General features: G+C 66.3%; 27 protein-coding genes. 13 read left to right on the top strand and 14 right to left on the bottom strand.

Going from position 1 to position 23,730, the window contains the following annotated elements; all coding sequences use genetic code 11:
- Nucleotides 1–4: 4 nt before the first annotated feature.
- The 5 genes from frr to M9921_09980 all read right to left on the bottom strand — a co-directional run bounded on the left by frr (nucleotide 5) and on the right by M9921_09980 (nucleotide 3,548).
- Nucleotides 5–568, bottom strand: a complete 564-nt coding sequence (gene frr / locus M9921_10000) for a ribosome recycling factor (protein ID MCO5297177.1) — start codon at nucleotides 566–568, stop codon at nucleotides 5–7.
- A complete protein-coding gene (gene pyrH / locus M9921_09995; GenBank protein ID MCO5297176.1) occupies nucleotides 565–1,290 on the bottom strand; it encodes a UMP kinase in 726 nt (241 codons plus the stop codon). The genes frr and pyrH overlap by 4 nt, the downstream gene beginning before the upstream one ends.
- A 7-nt stretch (nucleotides 1,291–1,297) precedes the next feature.
- Complete coding sequence (tsf, locus tag M9921_09990) at nucleotides 1,298–2,122, bottom strand: translation elongation factor Ts (GenBank protein ID MCO5297175.1); 825 nt, start codon at nucleotides 2,120–2,122, stop codon at nucleotides 1,298–1,300.
- A gap of 23 nt (nucleotides 2,123–2,145) precedes the next feature.
- Nucleotides 2,146–2,967 carry a 30S ribosomal protein S2 gene (gene rpsB, locus M9921_09985; GenBank protein ID MCO5297174.1) on the bottom strand — a complete coding sequence of 274 codons (822 nt, stop codon included), beginning with the start codon at nucleotides 2,965–2,967 and terminating at the stop codon, nucleotides 2,146–2,148.
- A 107-nt stretch (nucleotides 2,968–3,074) separates the two neighbouring features.
- On the bottom strand, nucleotides 3,075–3,548 hold the full coding sequence (locus M9921_09980; protein MCO5297173.1) for a 2TM domain-containing protein: 474 nt from the start codon (nucleotides 3,546–3,548) through the stop codon (nucleotides 3,075–3,077).
- Nucleotides 3,549–3,814: 266 nt separating this feature from the next.
- Here M9921_09980 and M9921_09975 point away from each other — a divergent pair, with 266 nt between their 5' ends.
- Nucleotides 3,815–4,741 carry a hypothetical protein gene (locus tag M9921_09975; GenBank protein MCO5297172.1) on the top strand — a complete coding sequence of 309 codons (927 nt, stop codon included), beginning with the start codon at nucleotides 3,815–3,817 and terminating at the stop codon, nucleotides 4,739–4,741.
- Here M9921_09975 and M9921_09970 read toward each other — a convergent pair.
- The gene (locus M9921_09970) at nucleotides 4,723–5,991 is read right to left on the bottom strand and encodes a dicarboxylate/amino acid:cation symporter (GenBank protein ID MCO5297171.1); all 1,269 of its coding nucleotides are present in this window, start codon (nucleotides 5,989–5,991) and stop codon (nucleotides 4,723–4,725) included. The genes M9921_09975 and M9921_09970 overlap by 19 nt on opposite strands.
- A gap of 29 nt (nucleotides 5,992–6,020) precedes the next feature.
- Between M9921_09970 and M9921_09965 the strand changes: the two genes are divergently transcribed.
- Nucleotides 6,021–6,911, top strand: a complete 891-nt coding sequence (locus M9921_09965; protein MCO5297170.1) for a hypothetical protein — start codon at nucleotides 6,021–6,023, stop codon at nucleotides 6,909–6,911.
- Here the strand turns inward: M9921_09965 and M9921_09960 are convergent.
- Nucleotides 6,908–7,327, bottom strand: a complete 420-nt coding sequence (locus M9921_09960; protein MCO5297169.1) for a DinB family protein — start codon at nucleotides 7,325–7,327, stop codon at nucleotides 6,908–6,910. The two genes, M9921_09965 and M9921_09960, sit on opposite strands and share 4 nt — an antisense overlap.
- Before the next feature lie 58 nt (nucleotides 7,328–7,385).
- Between M9921_09960 and M9921_09955 the strand changes: the two genes are divergently transcribed.
- A complete protein-coding gene (locus tag M9921_09955; protein MCO5297168.1) occupies nucleotides 7,386–8,108 on the top strand; it encodes a class I SAM-dependent methyltransferase in 723 nt (240 codons plus the stop codon).
- Nucleotides 8,105–8,722 carry a leucyl/phenylalanyl-tRNA--protein transferase gene (aat, locus tag M9921_09950; protein ID MCO5297167.1) on the top strand — a complete coding sequence of 206 codons (618 nt, stop codon included), beginning with the start codon at nucleotides 8,105–8,107 and terminating at the stop codon, nucleotides 8,720–8,722. The genes M9921_09955 and aat overlap by 4 nt, the downstream gene beginning before the upstream one ends.
- Before the next feature lie 145 nt (nucleotides 8,723–8,867).
- On the opposite strand, the gene M9921_09945 is transcribed toward aat, so the two are convergent.
- Both M9921_09945 and M9921_09940 read right to left on the bottom strand, forming a co-directional pair.
- Nucleotides 8,868–9,080 carry a hypothetical protein gene (locus tag M9921_09945; protein ID MCO5297166.1) on the bottom strand — a complete coding sequence of 71 codons (213 nt, stop codon included), beginning with the start codon at nucleotides 9,078–9,080 and terminating at the stop codon, nucleotides 8,868–8,870.
- Nucleotides 9,081–9,200: 120 nt separating this feature from the next.
- On the bottom strand, nucleotides 9,201–9,758 hold the full coding sequence (locus M9921_09940) for a superoxide dismutase family protein (GenBank protein ID MCO5297165.1): 558 nt from the start codon (nucleotides 9,756–9,758) through the stop codon (nucleotides 9,201–9,203).
- Nucleotides 9,759–9,794: 36 nt separating this feature from the next.
- Between M9921_09940 and M9921_09935 the strand changes: the two genes are divergently transcribed.
- From M9921_09935 to M9921_09925, 3 genes are all read left to right on the top strand, one after another.
- Nucleotides 9,795–10,547 carry a DUF2071 domain-containing protein gene (locus M9921_09935; GenBank protein ID MCO5297164.1) on the top strand — a complete coding sequence of 251 codons (753 nt, stop codon included), beginning with the start codon at nucleotides 9,795–9,797 and terminating at the stop codon, nucleotides 10,545–10,547.
- A 100-nt stretch (nucleotides 10,548–10,647) separates the two neighbouring features.
- A complete protein-coding gene (locus M9921_09930; GenBank protein ID MCO5297163.1) occupies nucleotides 10,648–11,448 on the top strand; it encodes a hypothetical protein in 801 nt (266 codons plus the stop codon).
- Nucleotides 11,449–11,452: 4 nt separating this feature from the next.
- Nucleotides 11,453–12,151: a hypothetical protein gene (locus M9921_09925; protein ID MCO5297162.1), complete on the top strand. Its 699-nt coding sequence runs from the start codon at nucleotides 11,453–11,455 to the stop codon at nucleotides 12,149–12,151.
- 14 nt (nucleotides 12,152–12,165) lie between these two features.
- Here the strand turns inward: M9921_09925 and trmFO are convergent, their stop codons facing one another.
- From trmFO to M9921_09910, 3 genes are read right to left on the bottom strand one after another with little or no spacing between them, the layout of a single operon-like run.
- Nucleotides 12,166–13,533, bottom strand: coding sequence for a methylenetetrahydrofolate--tRNA-(uracil(54)-C(5))-methyltransferase (FADH(2)-oxidizing) TrmFO (trmFO, locus tag M9921_09920; protein MCO5297161.1), 1,368 nt, complete (start codon nucleotides 13,531–13,533; stop codon nucleotides 12,166–12,168).
- Nucleotides 13,526–13,936, bottom strand: coding sequence for a VanZ family protein (locus M9921_09915; protein ID MCO5297160.1), 411 nt, complete (start codon nucleotides 13,934–13,936; stop codon nucleotides 13,526–13,528). Before M9921_09915 ends, trmFO begins: the two co-directional genes overlap by 8 nt.
- A gap of 6 nt (nucleotides 13,937–13,942) precedes the next feature.
- Nucleotides 13,943–14,353, bottom strand: a complete 411-nt coding sequence (locus M9921_09910; GenBank protein ID MCO5297159.1) for a secondary thiamine-phosphate synthase enzyme YjbQ — start codon at nucleotides 14,351–14,353, stop codon at nucleotides 13,943–13,945.
- Nucleotides 14,354–14,494: 141 nt separating this feature from the next.
- Between M9921_09910 and M9921_09905 the strand changes: the two genes are divergently transcribed.
- From M9921_09905 to M9921_09885, 5 genes are all read left to right on the top strand, one after another.
- On the top strand, nucleotides 14,495–14,974 hold the full coding sequence (locus M9921_09905) for an RNA polymerase sigma factor (protein ID MCO5297158.1): 480 nt from the start codon (nucleotides 14,495–14,497) through the stop codon (nucleotides 14,972–14,974).
- On the top strand, nucleotides 14,971–16,182 hold the full coding sequence (locus M9921_09900) for a DUF4349 domain-containing protein (GenBank protein ID MCO5297157.1): 1,212 nt from the start codon (nucleotides 14,971–14,973) through the stop codon (nucleotides 16,180–16,182). Before M9921_09905 ends, M9921_09900 begins: the two co-directional genes overlap by 4 nt.
- A gap of 55 nt (nucleotides 16,183–16,237) precedes the next feature.
- On the top strand, nucleotides 16,238–17,473 hold the full coding sequence (locus M9921_09895) for a hypothetical protein (GenBank protein ID MCO5297156.1): 1,236 nt from the start codon (nucleotides 16,238–16,240) through the stop codon (nucleotides 17,471–17,473).
- Nucleotides 17,474–17,496: 23 nt separating this feature from the next.
- Nucleotides 17,497–18,246 (top strand): class I SAM-dependent methyltransferase, encoded by a 750-nt coding sequence (locus M9921_09890; GenBank protein MCO5297155.1) that lies wholly within the window; start codon nucleotides 17,497–17,499, stop codon nucleotides 18,244–18,246.
- 176 nt (nucleotides 18,247–18,422) lie between these two features.
- Nucleotides 18,423–19,211, top strand: a complete 789-nt coding sequence (locus tag M9921_09885; protein MCO5297154.1) for a dihydrodipicolinate synthase family protein — start codon at nucleotides 18,423–18,425, stop codon at nucleotides 19,209–19,211.
- Nucleotides 19,212–19,320: 109 nt separating this feature from the next.
- Here M9921_09885 and M9921_09880 read toward each other — a convergent pair whose 3' ends face one another.
- Nucleotides 19,321–20,163 carry a hypothetical protein gene (locus tag M9921_09880; protein ID MCO5297153.1) on the bottom strand — a complete coding sequence of 281 codons (843 nt, stop codon included), beginning with the start codon at nucleotides 20,161–20,163 and terminating at the stop codon, nucleotides 19,321–19,323.
- A complete protein-coding gene (locus tag M9921_09875; protein MCO5297152.1) occupies nucleotides 20,160–20,375 on the bottom strand; it encodes a hypothetical protein in 216 nt (71 codons plus the stop codon). The genes M9921_09880 and M9921_09875 overlap by 4 nt, the downstream gene beginning before the upstream one ends.
- Before the next feature lie 111 nt (nucleotides 20,376–20,486).
- Between M9921_09875 and M9921_09870 the strand changes: the two genes are divergently transcribed.
- Nucleotides 20,487–23,672: a S41 family peptidase gene (locus M9921_09870; protein MCO5297151.1), complete on the top strand. Its 3,186-nt coding sequence runs from the start codon at nucleotides 20,487–20,489 to the stop codon at nucleotides 23,670–23,672.
- The last annotated feature ends 58 nt before the right edge of the window (nucleotides 23,673–23,730 follow it).

Genomic DNA, 23,730 nt, shown 5'->3' with positions numbered 1-23,730 from the left:
TCCCCTAAACTTCCATCAATTCCGCGTCCTTCTGCTTTTGAAGCTCGTGGACGTGGGCGACGTGCTTGTCGGTGAGTTCTTGGACCTTGTGTTCGTACGAGCGGAGCTGGTCCTCGCTGAGCTCCTTCTCCTTCTCAGCGGCTTTGAGGTGCTCGATGACGTCGCGGCGGACGTTGCGGATGGCGACGCACGCCTGTTCCGAGCGCGTGTTGACCTGTTTGACCATCTCCTTGCGCCGCTCCTCGGTCATTGCGGGGAAGTTGAGGCGGATGTTCTGGCCGTCGTTGGTCGGGTTGATGCCGAGATCGCTCTTGAGGATCGCCCGCTCGATGTTGGCGAGCGACGACTTGTCGTACGGCGTGATCATCAGTTGGCGCGGCTCGGGGATGCTGATGTTGGCGATCTGGTTCATCGGCGTCTCGACGCCGTAGTACTCGACGTGAACGCGCTCGAGGACGGCGGGATTCGCCCGTCCGGTGCGGTAGCTCGCGAAGTCGTGCAGCATCGCCTCGATGGCTTGCTGCATGCGGTGGTCTCCATCTTTCAGCATCTGATCTGGCGTCATCATTCACCCCCTACGAGAGTGCCCACAGGCTCTCCCTGGACGGCCCGGACCATGGATCCGGGAGTGTTGAAGTCTAACACGATGATCGGAAGGCGGTGCTCCCGGCACATCGTGAAAGCGGTCTGGTCCATCACCGCCAGGCGGCGGCTGATCGCCTCGGTGAACTGCACGGTCTCGAACCGGGTCGCCCCCTCGTGCTTGTTCGGGTCCTTGTCGTACACGCCGTCCACCTTCGTGGCCTTGATGAGGCAACCCGCCTCGATCTCGAGGGCCCGCAGGACCGCCGCGGTATCCGTGGTGAAGTATGGGTTGCCCGTTCCGGCCGCGAACACGACGACGCGGCCCTTTTCGAGGTGGCGGATCGCGCGCCTGCGGATGAAGCTCTCCGCGACCTGGCTCACCTCGATCGCCGACTGGACCCGCGTGGGGACCCCCGCGCTCTCGATCGCCGATTGGAGGGCCAGGGCGTTGATCAGGGTGCCGAGCATGCCCATCTGGTCGGCGACGGTGCGGTCGATGCCTCCCTCCGAGGAGAACACGTCTCCACGGATGAAGTTGCCGCCCCCGACCACGACCGCCACCTCCACGCCCTTCGAGTGGACGGAGGCCAGTTCGCGGGCGATGTAGGCCAGGGTCTCCGAGTCGAGACCCGCGCCCAGACCGCCCGCGAGGGCTTCGCCGCTGAGCTTGACGAGCACGCGCTTGAAGGGGCGACGCTCGATCATCGGAGGATTAAGACCCTCCGCCGACGGCGAGATAGGTGAACGACTTCACACTCAACGATCCGCCGCCGGCCTTGGCCTCCTCCTGGAGGTACTGCGCGACCGATTTGGCGGCGTCCGCATAGAACGGCTGTTCGAGCAGGACCACCTGTTTGAGGTACTCCTTGTTGATGCGGCCCATGGCGATGTTCTTTGCAATGTTCTCGGGCTTGCCCTCGTTGAGCGCGCGTTGAACCTCGATCTCCATCTCGCGATCGATCTTCTCCTGCGGCACCTCGTCCTTCGCGATGAACTGCGGCGGGTTCGACACGGTCTGGACCGCGACCTTGAAGCCCGCGTCCAGCGCGTTGGAGGCATCGCCGGCCAGCTCGACGGCTGCGCCCTTGGTCTTGTCGTGATGCACGTAGGTCGCGATGGGGTTGGAGCCCGTCAGGCGGATGGCCCGGGTGACCTGGATGTTCTCTCGGATCTTGCCGACCAGCTCGTCCACGATGTCCCGCACCGTGGTGCCCTGGGCGGACACGGCGTAGGGGTCCTGCCCGGGATCGTTGTCGCGGAACATCTCGGCAAGCTTCTGGGCCGCCTCGATGAACATCTCGTTCTTGGCCACGAAGTCCGTCTCGGACTCAAGGACCAAGCCGCCCACGGTCTTCCCGTCGGGGCTCGAGGCGAACGCGACGACGCCCGCCGCGGTGGACCGGTCGGCGCGCTTGGCGGCCGCGGCTTTCCCCTTTTCGCGCAGGAGCGCCTTCGCCTTCTCGAAATCGCCGCCGGCTTCGGCCAGCGCGGCCTTGCACTCCATCATCGGGGCATCGGTCTCGTTGCGAAGCCTCATTACGTCAGATGCGCTGAACGCCATTAGACTTTCTCCTCCGTATCCAACTCGTCATCGACCGAGAACGCGCGCAGCAGCTCTTCGTCCACCGCGCCGTACGACTCCGCTCCATCCTCGGCGATCTCGCCCTCTTCGGTGAGCGTGCCTTCCGTGACGGACTCGTCCAACGGGCGCGCCTCGAGGATCGCCTCGGCCATCTTGCTGGTGACCAGCCGGATCGCGCGGATCGCGTCGTCGTTGCCGGGGATCACGTACTCCGCCATGTCGGGGTCGCAGTTCGTGTCCACGATCGCGACGATCGGGATGTTCATCTTGCGCGCCTCGGCGACCGCGATGGCCTCCTTGTTGAGGTCCACGACGAACATCGCCGCGGGCATCCCCGGCAGATCGCGGATCCCTTCGAGATAGCGGTTCAGCTTCTCGCGCTCTTCGCGTCGCTTGAGCATCTCCTTCTTGGGGAGCCGGTCGAAATAGCCGTCTGCTTCCATCCGGTCGAGCTCCTTGAGCCGGCCGATGCGCTGCTGGATCGTCTTCCAGTTGGTCAGCGTGCCGCCGAGCCAGCGCTCGCAGACGAAGAACTGTCCCGAGCGCTGCGCGGCTTCCTTCACCGCCGCCTGCGCCTGCTTCTTCGTGCCGACGAACAGTACCGTGCCGCCGTCCTCGGCGACCTTCTTGACGTAGTCGAGCGCCTCTTCGAAGAGCTTGATCGTCTGGTGCAGGTCGACGATGTAGATGCCGTTCCGCGCGCCATAGATATAGCGCTTCATCTTCGGATTCCAGCGTCGGGTCTGGTGCCCGAAATGCACGCCGGATTCAAGCAGCTCCTTCATGCTGAGCTGAGCCATGGTTTCCTCCAGGTTGTTCCTCCGGGCCGGTTGGATTTGCGCGGCAACCCCGTTTCCGGGGACCTGGCTGCGCTGCCGAGCCCGTGCGTCGTTCGTAACGGAGGGAATTATACCTGTGGGGACTCTGGATGCGGCGCCTCGCGCGCCTTGCGGCCCTTTCGCTTGAGGTACCGCCTCAATCCAGCCTGGTATTCGCTGTTGTTGGGGTTGAGCGCACGCATCGCGTGGAAATAGAGCCCGAGGCCCCATCCGAGCAAGGGCCAGATCGCCCAGAACGAGCCGTGAAACCGGAGCAGGTTGATCGCGATGAGGAAGGCGTTGACGCCCACATAGGCCGACAAGTGCTCGAAGAACTCGCGCCGCTGCTCGGTGCGATACGCGTCCTCCAGCCCGAGGTGGGACCGATCCTTGGCGTACTCCGCCTCGGCCAGAGCCAGGGACTCTTCGCTGATTCCGATTTCGGCCGCCGTGCGGACGAGCGTCTCGCGCTCGCGGCGCGCTCCCGCAGACTCGATGCGTGCCGCGCGCCTGAGGATCTCCTCGACATCCTCCTCCTGGTAATCGTTGCGCAAATCACCCATCCCCATGAACGACGGGGCAGCGGGCGGACAGGTTTCGGGGCACTTCTTGCTAGGTCTTTCGAATCAGTCGAATCTTTGGGAAACTTCTTGCGTCCAAGATAGCGTATCTTCCACTAAGTGCCTTGAATGAGAAGGCACGGAAGAACCCGTCCGCCAACGAGCGGACAACCGCAAGGAGCTCAATAAGGGAGGCCAGGCGCCTCCGCCTGCCCCGCCAAAGGCGGGGCTTTTTTTTGCTGCCGAGGCCCGCCAAGTAGACTTCCCTCGTGATCGTGCACTTGGCTACGGAGGCGGGGCGCAGGACGCTCGCGCACGTCTCGGACCGCTCCCAACCCCTGGGGAGCGCGATCGAAGTCGTCCAGTACCGTCAGATTCCCGAGCGATCGTCGTGGCCTCGGGGACTCTACCTGTTCACCGACATGGAGCGGGCCACGTCGGAGGAGACGCGCCTCGCCGTCAAACTGCACGGCGTGCTCCAAGCCCACGAAGGGGCGGTCCGCACCTTGAACCACCCCACGGACCACCTCAAGCGGTTCGAACTGCTGCGAACCCTCTACGAGGCAGGTGTGAACGACTTCAACGTCTATCGGGCGTCGGAGGTTGGCGAGGAGATGCGCTATCCCGCGTTCCTTCGCTACACGGATCGACACATCGGTCCGTTGACGTCCCTATTGCACTCCCGTGCCGAGCTGGACGCGGCACTGTCGGAGCTCGTGGAAGCGGGCCATCCGATCGACCGCCTCCTGGCCGTCGAGTACCTCGACACGTCCGACCCTGAGGGCGTGTTCGCCAAGTATGGGGCGTTCCGCTTCGGCCCCCACGTGGTGGCGGGCCACATGTTCGCTTCGGTCGGTTGGAACGCCAAGCGCGAATCGGATCGGCGCGATCTGGTCGGAAGTCGCGAAGTCGAGTGGCTCCAGAGCTTTGCCGAGCGCGACCAGGTCCTGGCCGCGTTCCAAGTCGCGCGTTTGGAGTACGGCCGGATGGACTATGCCCTCAAGGAGGGTCGGGTCCAGGTGTGGGAGATCAACGACAATCCGTCGATGGGGACCACCTTCTTCAAGCGCCGCTGGTTCTCTCGGACGCGCGCGCGCCGCATCATGAGGCCGAGGCGAAAGGCCGCGTTTCAAGATCTCCTCGCCGGGCTCGACCTTGCGGGCGCTCCCCTCGCGTTTCAGATCGGGCTGGACTGAAGGGGGCGTCCCGACGCGGCCTTCGCTTCGCTTCGCGCGACCCACCGGGACGCGAGCACCGCTACGGCCAGGTTGGCGGTCACGTTGAGCGCGGTCTTGGCGAAATCGGTCAGCGAGTTGGCGACCTCGAACATCACGATGCCCTCGGCCGGAATACCCGCGGCGAGGTACGCGCCGAACGTCGAGCCCGTGGCGACGCTGGGAATCCCGGGGGAGGCGAACGCGAGAATCGCGATCGTTCCGAGAAACACGGCGATCGTGGCGGGGTCGAGGGTCACGTGAAACAGGGCGGCCATGAACAGCACTTTCGCGGTCGACGAGACGATGCGGTTGGCCTTGAACAGACTCGAGGAGCCGGGCACGACCAGGTCGATGGCCGGCTCCGGCAAGCCGAGTCGCTGGGCTCCTTCGATGACCGAAGGCAGGGTCGCGATCGACGATCGCGTTCCGACGGCGACGGCCTGAATGGGGAGGATCACCCGGAAGTAGTCGGCCCATCGCAGCCGTCCCGCCAATCGCGTCGCGATCATCACCAAAAGGCACAGAAGGAGCATCAGCGCGGTGGCGAAGACAGTGAAATGCACGATCTCGCGCGCTACCCGGAAGCCCGAGCTCGCACCGAAGGCCAGCGCGAGCGAGAAGGCGCCGATGGGCAGCAGGGCGACGGTCCACCGCACGAACGTCAGGGTCGCGTCCCGCAGCGAGGCGAACAGGAGCTCGAGCGGTCTGCGGCTCTCCAAAGGGAGCGACCTGACCGCGAACCCGAACAGGATCGCAAGAACGCAGAGCGAGAGCAGCTCGCCGCTCGCCGCCGCGGCGAAGAGGTTGGACGGAAGCAGGATGTCGGTCCAGGGCTTCGCGGGCGGCGTCTCCGCGGGAACCCTGCCCGCGATCTGCGGCAGATCGATGGGAGCGGGACCGTAGGCGGCGAGGTAGGGAACTCCGATCAGGAGCGTGATCGCGGCGCCGGCGACGAGCAAGGCGAGGAAGCAGGCGAACATCGCGCTCCCCCACCGGCCGAGGTCCTTTCCGCGCGGCAGCGAGCAGACGCCGAGGACCAGCAGGCACACGGTGAGCGGCACCACGGCGACCCGCATCGCGTTCATCCAGAGCGCGCCGATCGGCTGGAAGATCGGCAGCAGGGAGGAGGTGTCCGCGAAGGAGCCGATCGCGAATCCGAGCGCCAACCCGAGCGGCCCCCCGATGAGGATCCAGCGGGACGTTCGCGCCGGTGGGCGGGCGTCTGCCATGACGCTCGTTATACCGCTCGGTCCGCCCGGTGTCCGCAGGGAAACGCGCCATCGGGGTCGAACGGAAACGCATGGTCACGGCCCTCGCCTGTCTCTTGTTGCTCGCGCCGCCCATTCCTCCGCCGATGTTCCACCGGGACATCGGGCCAGGTTGGGATGTCGCGGCGAAGACGCTCACGATCCAAGATCGAGAGGTCTCGTTCCAACTGCTGATCCCCGATGGCGAACCGGACGAAGATCTGGCCATCCACTTCCACGGCGCGGCCTGGTTCGCGATCGACGAGCACGTCGCGCGAGAGTTGCGCGGGCCGCTGATCGTGTTCAACAACGGGCAAGGCTCGAGCGTCTACCGCGCTCCGTTCGAGGATCGGACGCGGCTGGCGCGTTGGATACGCCTGGTCGAGGAGGCGGTGCGGGCGCGCGGGCGCCGCGACTACCGGGTGCGAACCGTCTCGATCACCAGCTTCAGCGCCGGGTACGGCGCGGTGCGTGAGATCGTGCGGGACCCGGAGCAGTGGAAACGCGTGCGCTGCATCCTGCTCCTCGACTCGATGTACGCATCCTACGCGGCGGACGAGAAGGTACCGGAACCCAGCCAAATCGACGTCTGGCTGCCCTTTGTGCACTCGGCCATGGCGGGCGAGCGAACGTTCGTGTTCACCTACTCCCAGGTGCCGACCGACACGTATGCGAACAGCACCGCATGTGCGCGCGCGCTTGCCCGCGCGGCCGGGATGGCGATGGAGCCGGTGGAGCGGGGGACCCTGTCCGCGACGCTGGATGCGCAGTTTCCGCTGCTCGAGCGCGCCGATGCGGGCGGGGCGCATCTGTGGGGATACGGCGGCGAGGACGCCCAGGCGCACATGACGCACGCGCGGCACCTTGCCGACGTCTGGGAGTCCGTCCACGGACGCACCTAGCCGTAGATGCTCATCGAGTCCCACTTGGGATCGAGGTGCAGGCGGAGCTGGCACAATTGGCCCACGTGGTACGCATCGTGGCCGACGATGTACTCGTACCCTTCCGTGAGCCGCTTCGGGTCGTCGCCTCCGGTGACCAGCGCCTTCGCTCGCGATCGAAGTTCCCTCCACCGCGCGAGACGCTCCTCCCAGGTCTCCCCGGAGAAGGCGAACCTGCCCCACGGGTGCTTGCGTCCCTCCGCCACGGCGGCTGCCGCCTCATAGCATTCGCAAAGATGCTCGATCACGTCGTTGGGACTCATCGCACCGGGCACGACCCGCGCGTCCCGATGCTCGGCGGGAAGGTTCTCGAGCGTCTTCAGAATTTGGTTTCCCACGTCGTCGATTTGCCAGGCGAGGAGCTCGGAAGCGGTCATGTCCCGATTCTAGCCTCCCGACGATACGCGTTTTGGGCAAGAGGGTTAGACTCTTGGGGTGAGGGGAGATGGCGGCTGGAGCGATTCGGCCGATGCGTGGATAGCCTCGGTCGATGAGGGGGACCCGAGCCGAACGGTCCTGCTCGACCGCGTCATGCTGGACGTTTGCGGCTCGCTGGAGGGGCGGAGAGTGCTCGATGTCGGTTGCGGCGAGGGGCGTTTCGCGAGGATGCTGCGCGAACGGGGCGCGTGGGTGCTCGGCGTCGATCCGATCCCGCGGCTCGTCCAAGAGGCCTCGGCCAGGGATCGGGCCGGCTTCTACCTCCGAGGCAGCGGAGAACAGCTTCCGGTGTGCGATGGAGCGTTCGATCTGGTCGTCTCGTATCTCACCCTGATCGATATTCCGGATTTCCGGGCCGCGATCGCGGAGATGGCGCGCGCGCTGCGGAAGGGGGGGCGGCTGGTCGTCGCGAACATCAACGCGTTCTGCACGGCCGATCCGCGAGGTTGGCTCCACGACGAGGCGGGGAACAAGCTGCACTTTCCCGTCGATCGCTACCTTGAGGAGCGCCCCAACCGCGTCGCGTGGAAAGGAATCTCCGTCGAGAACTGGCACCGGCCGATGAGTGCGACGATGGGCGCGTTCTTGACTTGCGGCCTGACGCTCAAGCAGTATCTCGAACCCGCGCCGCCCGACGACCTGCGGGCCGCGCACCCGGAGTGGGACCACTTTTGGCGAGTCCCCTACTTCCATGTGTTGGAGTGGGAGAAGGCTCCGTGAACAGCGACGAGCTGACGCCCTTCCTCCTGCGGCACGCGTACGAGCAGGGCGCATTTCCGATGACGCTGGACGATGGATCGGTGGGTTGGTTTCAGCCCATCCGGCGCGCGCTCTTCGCCATCGAGGGAATCCACGTGTCTCGCTCGCTCAAGCGGACGTTGCGCTCCGGGCGATTCGAGTTCCGTTTCGACACGTCTTTCGAGAGCGTGATGCGGGGGTGCCTCCGGCCGGACGACAACTGGATCAGCGAGGCGTTCATCAGGGTTTACGGCGAGGTCCACCGCCTCGGTTGGGCGCACTGCTCCGAGGCGTGGCTCGATGGGAAACTCGTGGGCGGGGTGTACGGCCTGCAAGTGGGCTCGTGCTTCTGCGCCGAGTCGATGTTCCACCGGGTGACCGACGCGTCGAAAGCGGCATTGTGGGCGCTGGTCGAGCGTTGCCGGGAGGAGGGGTTCACCCTCTTCGACGCGCAGGTGATGAACCCGCACCTCGCGTCTCTAGGCGCCTTCGAGGTCCCGCACGGGGCGTACATGGAGCGGCTGCGAAAGGCCCTGAAGAAGCCCCTGCCGCACCGTTCGTGGCAAGAGTGCAAGCCGCGGAAGTTTGGGGGTTAGTCACGCAAAGAACGCAAAGGACGCAAAGGGGGACCAGAAGCCCAAGGCCCAAGGCCCAAAGCCCAAAGCCCAAGGCCCAAGGCCCAAAGCCCAAAGCCCAAGGCCCAAGGCCCAAGGCCCAAGGCCCAAGGCCCAAGGCCCAACCCTACGCCGCCTCCGTGTCCTCGTCGTCCGTGTGGACGCTCTTCGCGGTTTCGGCGGAGGAGAAGTCCCAGTTGTCGCAGTCGAGCCGGCGACAGTAGATCATGCGTTGCACGACCCCTTCCGCGTTCTCCACGTCTGCCATCTTGGCGAACCGGCAATCCAAACACATCTCCGGTTCGAGCAGACGCACGATCTTCAACTGTCGCTTTGCCATCCTTTGCCCCTGCCCGGCACAAGGCCCGCTTCCGTGCGGGCTGGCAATCTGCCGAGCTAGTTCTCATGTCGGATCGCCGAGCAGGGGGGCGCTACGTTAGGAATACCGGATTCGCGAGGATTAGCTTCCCGCGACTCCGATCACGCCGACCGCGATGCGGCCTCCAGCGTTGCCGGTGGGCTGCCCGCCGTCGTCGGGAAGGGCGTGGATCACGAGGCCGCGACCGAGGATGGGCGCCTTTTCACCGTCGATCGTGAAGGTGTCGAACTCCTGGTTGAGTGTGGCGACCCCCTTCGCGTCGGCCTTGAGGTTGCCCAGATCGCCCGCGTGCCGCATGGAGGTCGTGGGAAGCGCGTGCATGTGCCCCCCGGGATTGTAGTGCCCGCCCAGACTCTTCCCATCGTCCGAGCGGAGATCCCCGAACTCGTGGATGTGGAAACCGTGGGTGGAGTTGGGTGGGAGCCCCGTCACTTCCGCATGGACGAGCACGCCGTGCGCGCCCACGGTAAAGGTGACGATGCCCTTCACTTGGTTTCCGGCGGTCGGCTGCACGACGGCGACGGCGCGCCCGATTTGCGGGGTGGGCGCCGCAGCGGGGTTCTGGGCGTGGGCCTGCCATCCGATGACGGCGACCGCGAGGACGGCGATCGATGTCGAGACTGCTTTGGTGACTTCCATAGCCCCCAGTATGCCGATTCCAGTCAGAATCGTCGCATGGTCGCGCCGGACGAGTACCTGAGGATGCGCGAGACTCCCGCGGGTCCTCCGTTGATGCACCAACGGTGGACCGACCTGTTGTTTCTGCATGCGTCGCTCGAGCCCGAGGTCGTGCGCCCGTTGCTTCCCGCGGGGTTGGATTTGGACACGTATCCCGATGCGGAGGGGCGCGAGAAGGCGTGGGTGGGTTTGGTTCCGTTTCGAATGAGCGGGATTCGGCCGCGCGGCCTGCCCGCGCTGCCGTGGCTCAGCGCCTTTCCCGAAACGAATGTGCGCACCTATGTCCACCGGAACGGCCGAGACCCCGGGGTCTGGTTCTTCTCCCTCGAAGCCGCCCGGTGGCTGGCGTGCCGCTTCGCGCGGGCCACGTTCGGGTTGAACTACAGGCACGCCCGGATGCAGGTGTCGAGAGAGGGGGATCGCATCACTTACCGCGGACGCCGCCTGGAGGCGCCCAAGCCGGCGGAGCTCGCCATCGAAGCGGTCCTTGGCCCTCGTCTGCCGCAACCAGAACCCGGATCGTTCGAGTTCTTTCTCGTCGAGCGCTACCTGCTCTATTCGATGCACCGTGGTTCGATGGTGACCGGACGCGTGGCCCACGAGCCTTACGCGCTGAGGTCCGCCTCCGTGGCTTCCTGCTCCGAGCAGCTCTTGGCACGGGCGGGAATCGCGGCGGGCCCCTGGGAGCACGTCTGTTTCAGCGAAGGAGTGGACGTTCGGGTCTATCCGGTGGCCCGCGTGGAGGAGTGAACGGGGAACGGTTCTCGACAAGCCAATGTTGCGATCCGTAACGGGCGCGTAGAAGCGTCCTTAGCACAAGAGGCCCTCCGACGGGCCGGGAGTCACGCTGATGATGCGATGGATGCGGCAGCTCGACAAGCTGCTCCGTGGAGAGGCGACCCAACCGGACGCCCTTCAGACCGGGAAGATCGAGTTTCCCGCAAGGGGGATTCTCACGGCCTCAGTGCTCCTTGCCGGAGCCTATGGCATCTGCATGAGCCTCTTTGCCGTGATGCGGTCGGGCGGAAGCGTGGACGGCTGGCTGCAGATGCTTGCCTCGACGATCAAGCTGCCCCTGCTGTTCTTCCTCACTTTGGTGGTGACCCTGCCGTCTCTGTACGTGTTCAACACCCTGGTCGGCGCGCGCTTGAGCCTTCTCTCGGTGGTGAATCTCCTGGTGGCGAGCCTTGCCGTCATCGTCGCGGTGCTGGCTTCCCTGGGACCGATCGTCGTCTTCTTCTCGCTGAGCACCACGAGTCATCCGTTCATGGTGCTTCTCAACGTGGTGGCGGCGACGGTGGCAGGCACGTTGGGTCTCAAGTTCCTGTTCCGGACGCTTAACCGCCTGGCGCACGCAAGGACCGAGCGCGAACCGGAACCGGTCGGAGACCGGCCGCCACCGCTCCCGAAGGTCGCCATCCCGGCCAAGCCTGGTGCACTGGAAGCCGACGGCCTTGCCGAACGGGCCGATGCCCGGAGCGTGTTTCGAATCTGGGTGTTGGTCTTTTCGCTCGTAGGCGCACAGATGAGTTGGGTTTTGCGTCCGTTTGTCGGAAGCCCCAACCTCCCATTCGAGTGGTTCCGCCCCAAGGAGGACAACTTCTTCGTGGCCGTCTTCCACATGATCCAGACGGTGTTGGGAGGCGGTTGAGCCGTTGACATCGCACACCGCGTCGGGACCCTTGGCTCGGGCGAAGCGTCTGCTCTCGGGCGTCGAAGGCTTGCTCGCCGTCGGTCCCGAGACCCTGGGGTCGTTTACCCTTCGGCGCCTCGTCGCGATCCTCGTGGTGTTCGGCGCGTTTTATGGGGCGGTGATGGGCTCCTTCGGCGGGGACGCGGGTCCAAGGGTCCAGCAGATGCTCTACTCCGCGTTGAAGGTGCCGCTGCTGCTGGGGGTGACCTTCGCCCTCAGCGTTCCGACGTTCTTTGTGACGATGACGCTGATGGGACTGCGCAACGACTTCGCCGTTTGTCTTCGGGCGTTGATGGCCACGCAAGCGGCGCTCGCGATCGTGCTCGCCTCGTTCGCTCCGCTCACGCTGCTCTGGTATGCGTCCAGCGCGGACTACAGCGGATCGCTTCTGCTGAACGCCGCGATGTTCGGAGTGGCCAGCCTCTCCGTCCAGCAGGTGCTGAGGCGGCTGTACAGGCCCTTGATCCGGCGTGATCCGCGGCATCGGGCGATGATGCGCGCATGGTTGGGGATCTTCGCGTTCGTGGGAATCCAGATGGGCTGGGTGCTGAGACCGTTCATCGGCAACCCCGCTGAGCCGACGACCTTCTTCCGCCACGAGGCCTGGGGGAACGCCTACGAGATGGTCGCCCGCCATGTGATGACAAGTCTGGGTTTATAGGCAGCCGCCCATCGCTAGGCCATCCAGGCGTTCAAGGCGGTGCGCGCCTGTTCGATCTTGAACGCCCGCACCCGACCCTTGTCCCGCATCGGCTCTTCGGGCTCGGGGAACAGGCCCCAGTTGATGTTCATCGGGGCGAACTCGCGGGGAGTGGCGTCCTGCAGGTGGGCGAGGAGGCCCCCGTAGGCCGTGGCCCGGGGCGGATGGGGGAGGTTGGTTCCCTGGACCATCGCGGCCGCGTGGAGACCCGCAAGGATGCCCATGGCAGCGGACTCCACGTACCCTTCGACCCCGGTGAGCTGCCCCGCCACGAACAGCCCGGCGTAGCCCCGAAGCTGAAGATCGGGCAGGAGGCACCTCGGCGCCTCGAGGTAGGTGTTCCGGTGGATGACCCCGTACCGAACGAACTCGGCCCGCTCCAGTCCCGGCACCATGCGGAACACGCGCTTTTGCTCGCCCCACTTCAGCCGGTTCTGGCACGCGACGAGCGAGTAGAGCGTTTTCTCGGCGTTTTCCGGCCTCAGTTGCAGGGCCGCATGGGGGCGACGCCCGGTCCGGGGATCGGTGAGGCCCACGGGCTTGAAGTTGCCGAACGCCAGCGAGCGCTCGCCTTTTTCCGCGATCGCCTCGATGGGCGTGCAGCCGGAGAAGTACTTGATCTTCTCGAGGAAGGCGCCCTCCCCGGAGTCCCCCTCCTTTCTGACTCCTCCCGATTCGAACGCGTGGATCGGCACGCGTTCGGCGCCCACAAGCGCTTGAACGAAGGCCTGGTATTCGTCGCGGTCGAACGGGCAGTTCAGGTAATCGTCGCCGCCCTTGTCGTAGCGGCTCTGCGCGAACGCGACGGTCGTGTCGATGCTCGACGCTTCCACGGTGGGGCTCACCGCATCGTAGAAGTAGAGGTGTTTGCGGCCGGTGAGCTCGGCTAGCCACTGCGAGACGGGGTCGCTCGACAGGGGGCCGGTGGCCACGACAAGAGGCTGCGCGGGCGAGGGGTTGGCGTGCTCGGGCAGGAACTCCTCCCGCACCACGTCGATGAGGGGGTGCGCCTCCACCTCGTCGGTAATGGCCTGCCCAAACTTGTCCCGGTCCACGGCGAGCGCCTGCCCGCCCGGAACCTCGTGCGCCCGCGCCGTCCTCAAGACGATGGAGCCCAGGGCCTCCATCTCCGCCTTGAGCTGTCCCGCGGGCGAGTCGGGCGCCTTCGACTTCAGGGAGTTCGAGCACACCAACTCGGCAAACCAGCCCGTGGTGTGCGCCGGGGTCTGTTTGCCGGGCCGCATCTCGTAGAGGCGGACGCGCACACCCTTCGAAGCCGCCGCCCAAGCGGCTTCCACACCCGCAAACCCCGCGCCAACGACGGTGATCATCGCCTCAGGCATCGCGATGCCTCCGCGCCAGAGCGGCCACCAGCACGGCGCAGGTGGCGACGCCCGCCCAGTCGATCAGCACATCGGTCCAACGCCCGCCACGGAAGGAGATGAACGACTGGTGGTATTCGTCCACCATCGCGAAGAGCGCCGCCAGCAGCGCCGCGATTCCCAGCCTCGGCCGCAGGGCGCCCCACAAGAGGAAGAACAGCAGCGCGAACTCCAGGAAGTGGAAGCCCTTGACGAAGAGCCACCAGTAATGGCTCCAGAACTCGTCGAACCACTGCTGGCCGTTGGGCACGGGCAACCGCTTGCCCACGGCACCCTTGAACGACGTCGCGCTGATGAACGCGTTGGACATCGCGGTGATCACCGCGGCGCAGAGAACCGGTGGAATCCAGGCGCGCTTGGACATCGAATCTCACTCTCCGATCGCCTTGACCACCACGCGCTTGCGCCGTCGGCCGTCGAACTCCGCATAGAACACCTGCTGCCAGGGTCCGAGATCGAGCGCACCCGCGGTGATTGGGAGGATCACCTGGTGGTGCATCACCAGGTTCTTCAGGTGCGCCTCGCCGTTGTCCTCGCCGGTTTGGTGGTGGCGGCTGTTCTTGGTGGGCGCCAGACCGCGCAACCACTCCTTGATGTCCTCGATGAGCCCGTACTCGAGGTCATTCACGTAGACAGCGGCTGTGATGTGCATCGCGCTGACCAGGCAAAACCCCTCCTCGATGCCCGACGCCGCGACGATGCGGGCCACCTCGTCGGTGATGCACACAAACTCCTCGCGCTGGTCGGTCTGGAACCAGAGGTATTCGGTGATCGACTTCATGGCGATGAGTATGCTCCCCGACAAACCACAAACCACAAACCACAAACCACAAACCAGGAGTGAACGCCCGCCACCCCTGACGACACATACCTGCGAAGAGCCACCAAGGAGGCGAATCGGCTGAGACAAGACGGCGAAGCGATGGAGGCGATCGTGCGCGAGCACTACGCCGCGGTGTACCGCTTCTGCGCAAGGCGCGTGGGCCCCGAACTGGCCCAGGACGCGGCGCAGGAAACCTTCGTGACCGCCCAGCGCTCGATGCGCAAGTTCGACGGCCGATCGTGCCTCTCCACCTGGCTCTTTGGAATCGCCCACAACCATTGCCGGAACCTGTCGCGAAAGCACCGGCGCGAGGTCTGTCTCGACGAGGCGTGGTTGGGCGGGGAAGCGATGAACCACGAACCGAACCGAGAGGGCCAGTTGATCGACCGCCAAGCGCTGCGAACGGCCTTGGCGAAGCTCAGCCCGGAACATAGGGAGGCGGTGTTGCTCCACGAGGTGGAGGGACTCAGCTACGAGGAGGCAGGCATGGTCGCCGGCGTACCCGCAGGAACCATCAAATCGCGTTTGCACCACGCCTTTGCGAACCTGCGGCGAACGCTCCAGGAGGGGACGGCGTGAACGACGTGCGCGAAGATCTGAAGGCTTACCTGGACGGCGAACTCTCCGAGGTGCGGGCCGCCATCGTGGCCGCTGCCCTGGAGTCGGACCCCACCCTTCGAGAAGAGTTGGAGGCGTTGCGCGCCATCGGCGAGGGCATCCGCGAAGTCGCGCTGAATCCGGCCGTGCAGGGGTACGAGAAGACCCTCTCGGCCGTGAGGAGGAGGACCCCCTGGTGGCGCCGCGCGCTTCCCGTGGCGGCAACGCTCGGGGCGGCAATCGTGGTCGTCGCGGTCGTCACGCCCTTCTATGCGCAAATGCGCGAAGAAGGCGACACGGCGGCGACGGTGGCGATGGTGGCTCCCGCAGAGGCGCCGGCGGGCGCGCTGCGGGACAGTTCGGGCCTATCGTACGAGAATGGCGCACAACCGGCGGCTCCAGCGGCGGGCGCACCGTCCAACGGGATGAACGCCGAGAAAGCGGCGGCAGCCGAAGGGAGCCGTCTCCCGGCGGACGCCGATTGGGCCAAGGCGGCCCAACCCCCGGTCCCTCCCGAGGCCGAGCGTCTCGTGGTCAAGAACGGCGACATGACGCTCCGGGTCGACGATGCGCTCGAGGCCAAGGCGCGGGCCGTCGACATGGCCGCCGCGCTCGGAGGCTACGTGGAGTCGAGCGGTCAATCGACGCGACGCGGGGGGTTGCCCGTGGCGATGGTGACGCTGCGCGTCCCCGCGCGGCAGTTTGAAACCGCGCTCGACCGGCTCCGGCACATCGAGGAGGGGGCCGAGGAGCTTTCGAGCCACACGAGCGGGGACGACGTCACCGGCGTGGTCGCCGACACCGAGGCGAGGCTCCGGGTGCTGCGCGGCGAGGAGGAGCAGTACGTGACCATCCTAGGCGAGACGAGGAAGATCGGGGACGTGCTGGCCGTGAAGGAGCGCCTTTCGGACGTGCGTCAGCAGATCGAGAGCCTCGAGGCCCAGCGCAAGGTCATGCGCGACCAGGCCGCGTTGTCGACGATCGTCGCCACGTTCGAACAGCGGGAATCGGTCGGCCAGCCCGCCCCCTCGAAGAGCTGGGCGGGCGACACGTGGTCCTCTGCGGTCAACGGACTGGGCGCGGCCCTCACCGCCTTGGGACGCGCGGCGATCTTCGTATTCGTTTACGCGCCGATCTGGCTGCCGATCGTGCTGCTGGGCGGATGGTTGGTCCATCGCTGGCGGCGGTAGCGTTTGGGGGTTTTCCACATCCGGACGGAGGGCGTGGTCCGTCTTCTTTGGTGAGATGCTCACCAGCCTTGCCCTCCTCGTCGCCCTCCAGGGTTCGTCCGCGTTCACCTCGCCGCTCCGAGTTCAGGAAACGGTGCGGATGCCCCTGACGCCGCGGCTGGACGGGCGCACTTCGGAAGAGGAGTGGGATCGGTTCGCGGTCGTGGACGGGGTGCAGACCTACTTCCAGTGGGAGCCTCGCGAGCTGCACGCCGCAGCGAAACTCCCGGTGGGCCAGGATTTCGTGGCGAGCTTCGACGTCTCGGGCGACGGCTGGCTGGTGGGCAAAGACAACATCGAGGCGCGCGTTTCTTGGAACGGAGGCTCGCCCAAGGTCCACGTTCGGGTTCTCGACGCGACGGACGCCGCCGGGCCTCGATGGGTGGAGGACCCCGCCATGGAGGGCGCCGCGCTGGTGGGAGCGGCCTCCAGCGGGGGAGACTGGACCGTCGAGCTGACCCTGGGCGACGCCGGCCACGACCTGTTTCCGGAGGGTTCGGTTCCGGCCTTCGCCCTGCGGCTCAACGGGGTGCCAGCGACCTCCCCGTCCGTCGATCCCTTGACGGCAAGGGCTCTGTTCAAGGTGGCCTTCGGGTGGGAGCGCGACTCCGGGCTGCCGGAGGGGCTGAAGTGGAAACCCGAGCTGCAGGCGCGCTCGGTCGTGCCGGGGGACGCCAACCGCATCCGCCTGACGTTCACGGGGTCGAACGACCTCAACCTGCGGCGCATCGAAGTGCGCACGGAGGGCCTTGGCCGGGAGTACGCGCTCGGCATGCAGCAGCCGTTTCCCGACTTCGACAACAAGGGGCGCGCGTTCGTCGATTACGACACGAAGATCGACGACAAAGCGCCTCTGGGCTACCGACTTGTGCGCGGCACCCTCACCGACGCCAACGGCCGCGTGTCGCAGATCCAGTGCAGCTACCAGGTGTCGGAGCCTGTGTCGTTCGACGTGGTTCCGCTCAAGGGAGTGAAGTCGAAACCGGAAGAGCAGAAGATCCGCGTCACGCTCTATGTGAAGTCGCACACCGCCAAACGGATCGACGGCATCTTCTTGGCGGAGCCACCCTCGGGGTGGACGATCGCCTCGGGTTCGGGTGGCTCGTTTTTGATCTACAACTCGCGCGGCAGCTCCCGCCGCTCGCTCGAACTGATCGCGCCGGCCGGTGCCAAGGGGTCGTTCCCGATCAAGGTATCGGCGAGGATCGGTCTGCTCGACGTCAAGGACACGATCTGGATCCACATCTCGTAGAGCGGGAGGTACCCTGCCAAGCGGTGAGAACAGCGCAGAGCCAATTCGGACCCGTGGCGTCGGCCTATCTCACGAGCGGCGTCCATTCGAACGAGGCCTCCCTGCGGCGGCTCGTGGAGGTCGCCAAACCGTCCGGCGGCTTGGTGCTGGACGTGGGCACCGGCGCCGGGCACGCGGCCTTCACCTTCGCCCGCCACGTCGATCGCGTCGTCGCGTCGGACATCACGCCGTCCATGCTGGAGATCGTCGAGGCCGAAGCCGCCGCGCGTTCGCTCGGAAACGTCGCCCCATGCTACGCCGATGCGGAGAACCTGCCGTTTGGAACGGGCTCGTTCGATGGTCTGGTGTGCAGGCTGGCGGCCCACCATTTCGAGAACCCCGCCCGGTTCGTGGCCGAGGCCCGCAGGGTCGTTCGGCGCGGCGGATGGCTCCTCGTCGTGGACAATGTGGGCATCGAAGACCCGGCGGCAGACGACGAGCTGGACCGGATCGAGCGGCTGAGGGATCCCTCCCACGTCCGGAACTGGACCGAGACGCAGTGGCGCGGATGGCTCGTCGAGTCCGGATTCGAGTTGGCGACCATCGACCGCCTTCCCAAACCGATCAACGCGGTGGACTGGCTCGAGCGGATGCGCGCCGGGGCCGCGGCGCAGGCGGACGTCCTCCGCACGATCACGGGCTCCGAGGGGTGGCTGCGCGACTACCTCAGGCCGCACGGCGAGGGCGCCCACCTCACGTTCCATCTGCACGAGTTTCTCGTGCTTGCCCGCTAGCGCGCCGATTTCAGCACCCGGCTCCAGGTGCGCCAGGGCGTCCTTTGAGCCCCGGGGTCTCGCTGCAGTTCGACCCCGGGCAACCATCTGCGACCACTTCGAGGTCGTTCTTCGGCATCCCGCTAGCGGGGCGACGCCTATCGCAGGCTTGGCGCGTCTCTTGGGGTGGGGTTCCAATGCTCAAAATCTCCGGACTGTTTGCGCCGCTGGCTACGCCCTTCACGGACGACGGCCACCAGGTGAGCGAGGTGCGGCTGGCCAGGCAGATCCGCTCGCTGCTGACCGAAGGCATCGCGGGGGTGGTGGTCGCGACCGATACGGGCGAATTCGGGGCGTGCGGCATCCAGGAGCGCAAGTCGCTGCTGGAGCTGGTCCTGCGGGAGTGCGGGGGGCGCGCCGAGGCGATGGTGAACGTCAGCAGCCTCAGCACTTCGGTCAGTCTGGACCTGGCCCAGCACGCGGGCCGGCACGGGGCGCGCGCGGCGGTGCTGATGCCGCCCTACTACGGCAGGTACGACGAGGAGGAGGTTTCGGGCTTGTTCTCCGCGGTGTCGCGTTATGCGGGCATTCCCGTCGTCGTGGTGGATCCCTTCGGTTCGATCACCCCGGACGTGCGCGCAGCAGGCGCGGAGAACCCGAGCCTCCTGTGGGCCGTTCCCCTGGAGGAGAAGGGGCTGGGCAGGGTCGCTTTACTCGAGGGGCGAACGGGAACGGACGAGTTCGCGGTCGAAGGGGTGGTGGTCTCCCCGCTGGCGACGATCGCGCCCGCGAAGATGCTCCAGATCGTCGGCGGCTCGAACGAGTCGCTGGACCTGCTCACCAAGTTCGGGCGCATGTTCTCGCGAGCCCGACTCGTGAAGGCCGCGCTCGAGTCCCGCAACCTCTCGCAAGGACCGACGCGCGGACCCGTTATGGCGCTGACCGGCGCCCCGATGCAGGCACTCCGGAACTACTTCGAGGCGTAAAAAACTCCCTCGCCCCTCCGGGGGAGAGGGCCGGAGTGACTCAAACAACACTCCCTCGCCCCTCCGGGGGAGAGGGCCGGGGTGAGGGGCTGCGAGCGTAGCGAGCTGCCTACCCCGCCTCGTGGAGCCGCTGGATCCGCACCCGGCACGGCCCGCGAGCCTCTTGTGCGAAAAGGAGCCGAAACGAGTCCCCATACGCTTCGACCGTGAGCTCGGGCGGGATCGCGCTCGCCTTCCACAATTCCTGGACGGCCGCTTCCATCACCTGGCACACCAGCACCCGATGGTCGTTGGGGGCGTCGTGCGTCGAGACTTCGGGAAGCCCGATCTTCACCAGTCCGCGAGTCTCGGCGTGGCCGCCGTCCGTCCCCTCGATCCAGACGACCCGGGCGTTCCACTCCGCCGTATCGAGGAGGGCGCGGTCCTGGAGGGCATCCTCCAACGCCTCGACGGGCTGCAGCGTTTCGCCGACGACGTCGAAGACCGCTTCCGACCCGCCGAGGTGCGCCACGGTCCCGGCCATGGCCGGAATGAAGGCCAGTTGCACCCGGTCCTGAAGCGGCGTTTCCGAGACGAAGCGCACCTTGGCGAGCGCCTTCGCGTTCGCCAAGGCGCGGAGCAGGGAAGGCGTGGGCACGACCGTATCGCCAAACAGGTCGGGGCGGAAGACGTGCGGGTTCTTCGACCGAAGGATGAGCGCCACGTGGAGGCGGACGTCGGACAGCAGCCGGCCCTCGGCGGCGGAGATGGGGATCGCAGCGGGTTGCGACCCCCGTTCGCGCCAAAAGGAGCCCAGGAGGCGCTGCATGACCTCGTCCTGAGGCGGCATCGTCTCACCGGGGAGGTAGACCCAGTACTCGCACGCCGCGAGGTACTTGCGGCGCACGAAGAAGCGTCGCAAGAGCCACATCAGGGCGATGGCGGCGGCGAATCCGACCAGAAAGTCGATCAAGGCGCGCCCCCGTTCAGCCACCGCTGCGCCTGCCGCATCTCGTCGTCCTCGAGGAGCGCCCAGCACACCGAACACAGGGCCGCTTCGTTGACCCCCGGGCGACGGCAGAGCAGGCACCGGTCGATGCGGCGGAACGTCGGGACCAGGCGCTTGTCCAGAAGCGCCTGCATGAGCAACCTTCGCGGGATGGCTTCGGCGTTGAGACGCTCCACGGGGGGAGTGTACATCGGGCGCGCGCGGCGCGCCCGATGTGGTTTGTCGTTTGTCGTTTGTCGGCGCATTCACCACAGCAAGCGACGTCGTCCCGGTATCTTCACAGTATCATGCGTCGCCTCCCCCTTCTCCTCGTTCTCCTCGCGGGCGCGGGATCCGCGTTCGCCCAGCTCGAAGACCCCAAACCGCTTCCTCTGATCGGGGCGCGCTCGCTCGCCTTGAGTCCCGATGGGAGCCGGCTCGCCTTCACCTACCGCGGGGACGTCTGGGTCGCCCCGAGCGCGGGGGGCAAGGCCGAGCCCGTCACGAACCACGTGGAGATGGACGACAACCCCGTCTGGTCGCCCGACGGCAAGTGGATCGCCTTCTCGAGCAACCGCTTCGGCGGCAACTGCATCTTCGCGGTGCCCGCCGAGGGCGGCGCGGCGAGGCGGCTCACCTGGTTCTCCGGAAGCGAGGTGCCGACGGACTGGTCGCCGGACGGACGCAAGATCCTCTTTCGCAGCACCCGCGACGATGCGTACAACGGCGTCTTCGAACTCGACGTGCGCTCGCTCGCGTTCCAACCCCTCTTCGAGGACATGATGACGATCGGGAATCCGCACTATGCCGAGGGCGGCAAGGCGATCGTTTACAACCGAATGGGCTTTCCCTGGTTCCGGGCGCGCTACCAAGGCTCGGGCGCCGCGCAGATCTGGCGCTTCGACGAGGCGACGGGCAAGCGGACGGCCATCCGGAACAACGGGTTCCAGCACCTGTGGATCACGCCTGCGGCGGACAACGCGGTCTTGTGCGTGACCGTCTCGGAGAAGACGCCCAGCAGCTCGAATCTCGGCAAATCGAACGGACGCAACACGGACAACGCCGCGAGGACGCCCAACGTGGTGCGCGTCGACGGCCGCGGCGGCGCGCGGCGGCTGACCGATTTCGTGGGAGGCGGCGTGCGGTTCCTGACCGCGGACGCCAAGGCGGACCTCGTGGCCTTCGAAGTCGACGGATCGGTGTACACCATGAAGCCCGGTTCGGCGCCCCAGAAGATCGCGCTGACCGCGACGATCGACGACAAGGTCACCAATGAAGAGCGGCTGATCCTGACCGACGGAGTCGAAGACGCGACGCTCAGCCCGAGGGCCGACCGGTTCGTGTTCCAGGTTCGAAGCGAGCTTTGGAGCGTGCCGGTCAAGAAGGAGAAGGGCCCCAACGCGAACGACGCCGAGCAGCTCACGACGTGGGAAGGCTTGGACGAGCAGCCTCTCTACGCTCCCGATGGGCAATCGGTGTTCTTCGTGAGCGACCGGAAGGGAGCGCGCCACCTGTACCGGCTCGACCTGGAGAGCAAGAAGGCGGAGCAGATCACGACGGCCGACAGCGACGTGTTCCAGTTGCAACTGCTGCCGGACAAGAAGGCCCTCTCGTTCTGGGTGACGGGCGCGCAGGGGGGTCTTTACAAGGTGGCGCTCGACGGGAATGCCAAGCCCGAACTCGTGATGGCGATGCCCGGAGGCGAGCCGCGCGAGGCGGTGTGGAGTCCCGACGGGCGCTGGATCGCCTACACGGACCGGTTGGACCGCAGCGGCTACTACTACTGGGAATCGGGCACGAACATCTGGGTGTACGACACCGTGGAGAAGCGCGGAACGAACATCACGAAGGAGAACGGCCCGAACTCGAGTCCGGGCTGGTCGCCCGACGGCAAGTACCTCTACTTCCGGAGCGACCGCTCGGGAGGCGGGGGCGGCCGGGGCCGCCAGGCGGGCGGCGGCGGACTGTTCGTCGTGCCCCTCCAGAAGGAGGAGGCCCGTAGTCAGGACACCGAGCTGAAGTACGAGAAGCCGACGGGGCCGGTGAAGGTCGATATCGACTTCGATCGGATCGAGGATCGCGTGCGGCGTTTCGTCAGCCAGGATCCGCAGAGCGGCGTCGAGGCGGACGTCGAGAAGGGCGACCTGTACTTCATCAGCGAGGGCGATCTCTGGAAGGCGAGCTACGACGGTTCCGAGGTCAAGCGGCTCACCAACGGCGGCGGCCTCACGAGGTTCGACTTCTCCGCCGACGGCAACCAGATCGCGATGGTGAAGGGCGGTGCGATGAGCCTGATCGACATCCGCAAACCCAACACGCCCGTCACGGGCGTGAGCTTCCGCGCGGATTGGAGGCGCGACGTGCGGCTCGAGCGCAAGGCCGCGTTCAATCAGTTCTGGCGCGAGTACAACCGGAGTTTCTACGACGGCAACTTCCACGGCCGCGACTGGGCCGCGATCCGCGAGCGCTACGCGCCGCTTTTGGACGGCGTCGCCCACCGCAACGAGATGGCCACCGTGCTGAACATGATGGTGGGCGAACTCGAGTCCAGCCACTCCGAGGTGGGTCCGGGGCCGGGGAACCCCAGCGGCGAAACCACCGCGCACCCGGGCTTCACGATCGACTACAGCCATCGCGGATTGGGAATCAAGGTCAAGGACGTGCCGGACGGTGCCCCGGGGTCTTACGAGAAGACCCGGATCCGCCCCGGCGAGTACGTGCTTCAGGTGAACGGCGTGGACGTGCGTCCCGACGAGAGCCTGTTCCGCGATGTGCTCAACAACCAGACCGGCCGCGACCTGACGCTGCTGGTGAATTCGACTCCCAACAAGACCAATGCCCGGACGGTGAAGTACCGCGCCCTGTCGGGCGGCGAGTTCGCGGGCATCGTGCGCCGCAACCTGCTGGAGGCCCGCCGCAAGTACGTCGAGGAGAAATCGAACGGCAAGCTGACGTACGTGCACATCGCCGGCATGGGCGGCGGAAACTTCGACCAGTTCCAGCGCGAGTTCTGGCAGCTCACGCAGGGCAAGGACGGGGTGATCATCGACGTGCGCGACAACGGCGGCGGGAACATCAGCGACCAGTTGATCGACATCATCGAACGCCGGCCCCACAGCTACTACGTGCCGCGCGACGAGCAACCTCAGTTGGCGCCCGGCCAGACGTGGGGCAAACCCACGGTCGTGATGGCGGCGGAGACGAGCTACAGCAACGCCGAGATGTTCCCGTACGCGATGAAGTCGCGCGGGCTCGCGACGCTCGTCGGCATGCCCACGCCCGGGTACGTGATCTGGACGGGTGGTTTCCGCCTGGTGGACGGCACCAGCGCCCGCATGCCGGGCTCGGGCGTCTACCGGATGGACGGGACTCCGCTCGAGGACATGGGGCAAGAGCCCGACTTCAAGGTGGACATCACGCCAGAGGAGTTCTTCGCAGGGAAGGACCCGCAGATCGACAAAGCCATCGAGGTCCTCCTCGGGAAGATCAAGTAGTGCGTTGAGTGCTGAGTGTTGAGGGTGGTTGCCCCGGGTGCGCCAAAACTGGCAGAAT

The organism is Fimbriimonadaceae bacterium (assembly GCA_023957775.1).
Classification (GTDB): domain Bacteria; phylum Armatimonadota; class Fimbriimonadia; order Fimbriimonadales; family Fimbriimonadaceae; genus JAMLGR01.
This window is presented reverse-complemented; position numbering and strand designations above follow the sequence as displayed.

Coding starts and splice junctions, on each gene's coding strand:
- frr (MCO5297177.1), bottom strand. CDS start 568: ATGATGACGCCAGATCAGATGCTGAAAGATGGAGACCACCGCATGCAG.
- pyrH (MCO5297176.1), bottom strand. CDS start 1,290: ATGATCGAGCGTCGCCCCTTCAAGCGCGTGCTCGTCAAGCTCAGCGGC.
- tsf (MCO5297175.1), bottom strand. CDS start 2,122: ATGAGGCTTCGCAACGAGACCGATGCCCCGATGATGGAGTGCAAGGCC.
- rpsB (MCO5297174.1), bottom strand. CDS start 2,967: ATGGCTCAGCTCAGCATGAAGGAGCTGCTTGAATCCGGCGTGCATTTC.
- M9921_09980 (MCO5297173.1), bottom strand. CDS start 3,548: ATGGGTGATTTGCGCAACGATTACCAGGAGGAGGATGTCGAGGAGATC.
- M9921_09970 (MCO5297171.1), bottom strand. CDS start 5,991: ATGGCAGACGCCCGCCCACCGGCGCGAACGTCCCGCTGGATCCTCATC.
- M9921_09960 (MCO5297169.1), bottom strand. CDS start 7,327: ATGACCGCTTCCGAGCTCCTCGCCTGGCAAATCGACGACGTGGGAAAC.
- M9921_09945 (MCO5297166.1), bottom strand. CDS start 9,080: ATGGCAAAGCGACAGTTGAAGATCGTGCGTCTGCTCGAACCGGAGATG.
- M9921_09940 (MCO5297165.1), bottom strand. CDS start 9,758: ATGGAAGTCACCAAAGCAGTCTCGACATCGATCGCCGTCCTCGCGGTC.
- M9921_09935 (MCO5297164.1), top strand. CDS start 9,795: ATGGTCGCGCCGGACGAGTACCTGAGGATGCGCGAGACTCCCGCGGGT.
- M9921_09930 (MCO5297163.1), top strand. CDS start 10,648: ATGATGCGATGGATGCGGCAGCTCGACAAGCTGCTCCGTGGAGAGGCG.
- trmFO (MCO5297161.1), bottom strand. CDS start 13,533: ATGCCTGAGGCGATGATCACCGTCGTTGGCGCGGGGTTTGCGGGTGTG.
- M9921_09915 (MCO5297160.1), bottom strand. CDS start 13,936: ATGTCCAAGCGCGCCTGGATTCCACCGGTTCTCTGCGCCGCGGTGATC.
- M9921_09910 (MCO5297159.1), bottom strand. CDS start 14,353: ATGAAGTCGATCACCGAATACCTCTGGTTCCAGACCGACCAGCGCGAG.
- M9921_09905 (MCO5297158.1), top strand. CDS start 14,495: ATGGAGGCGATCGTGCGCGAGCACTACGCCGCGGTGTACCGCTTCTGC.
- M9921_09895 (MCO5297156.1), top strand. CDS start 16,238: ATGCTCACCAGCCTTGCCCTCCTCGTCGCCCTCCAGGGTTCGTCCGCG.
- M9921_09885 (MCO5297154.1), top strand. CDS start 18,423: ATGCTCAAAATCTCCGGACTGTTTGCGCCGCTGGCTACGCCCTTCACG.
- M9921_09870 (MCO5297151.1), top strand. CDS start 20,487: ATGCGTCGCCTCCCCCTTCTCCTCGTTCTCCTCGCGGGCGCGGGATCC.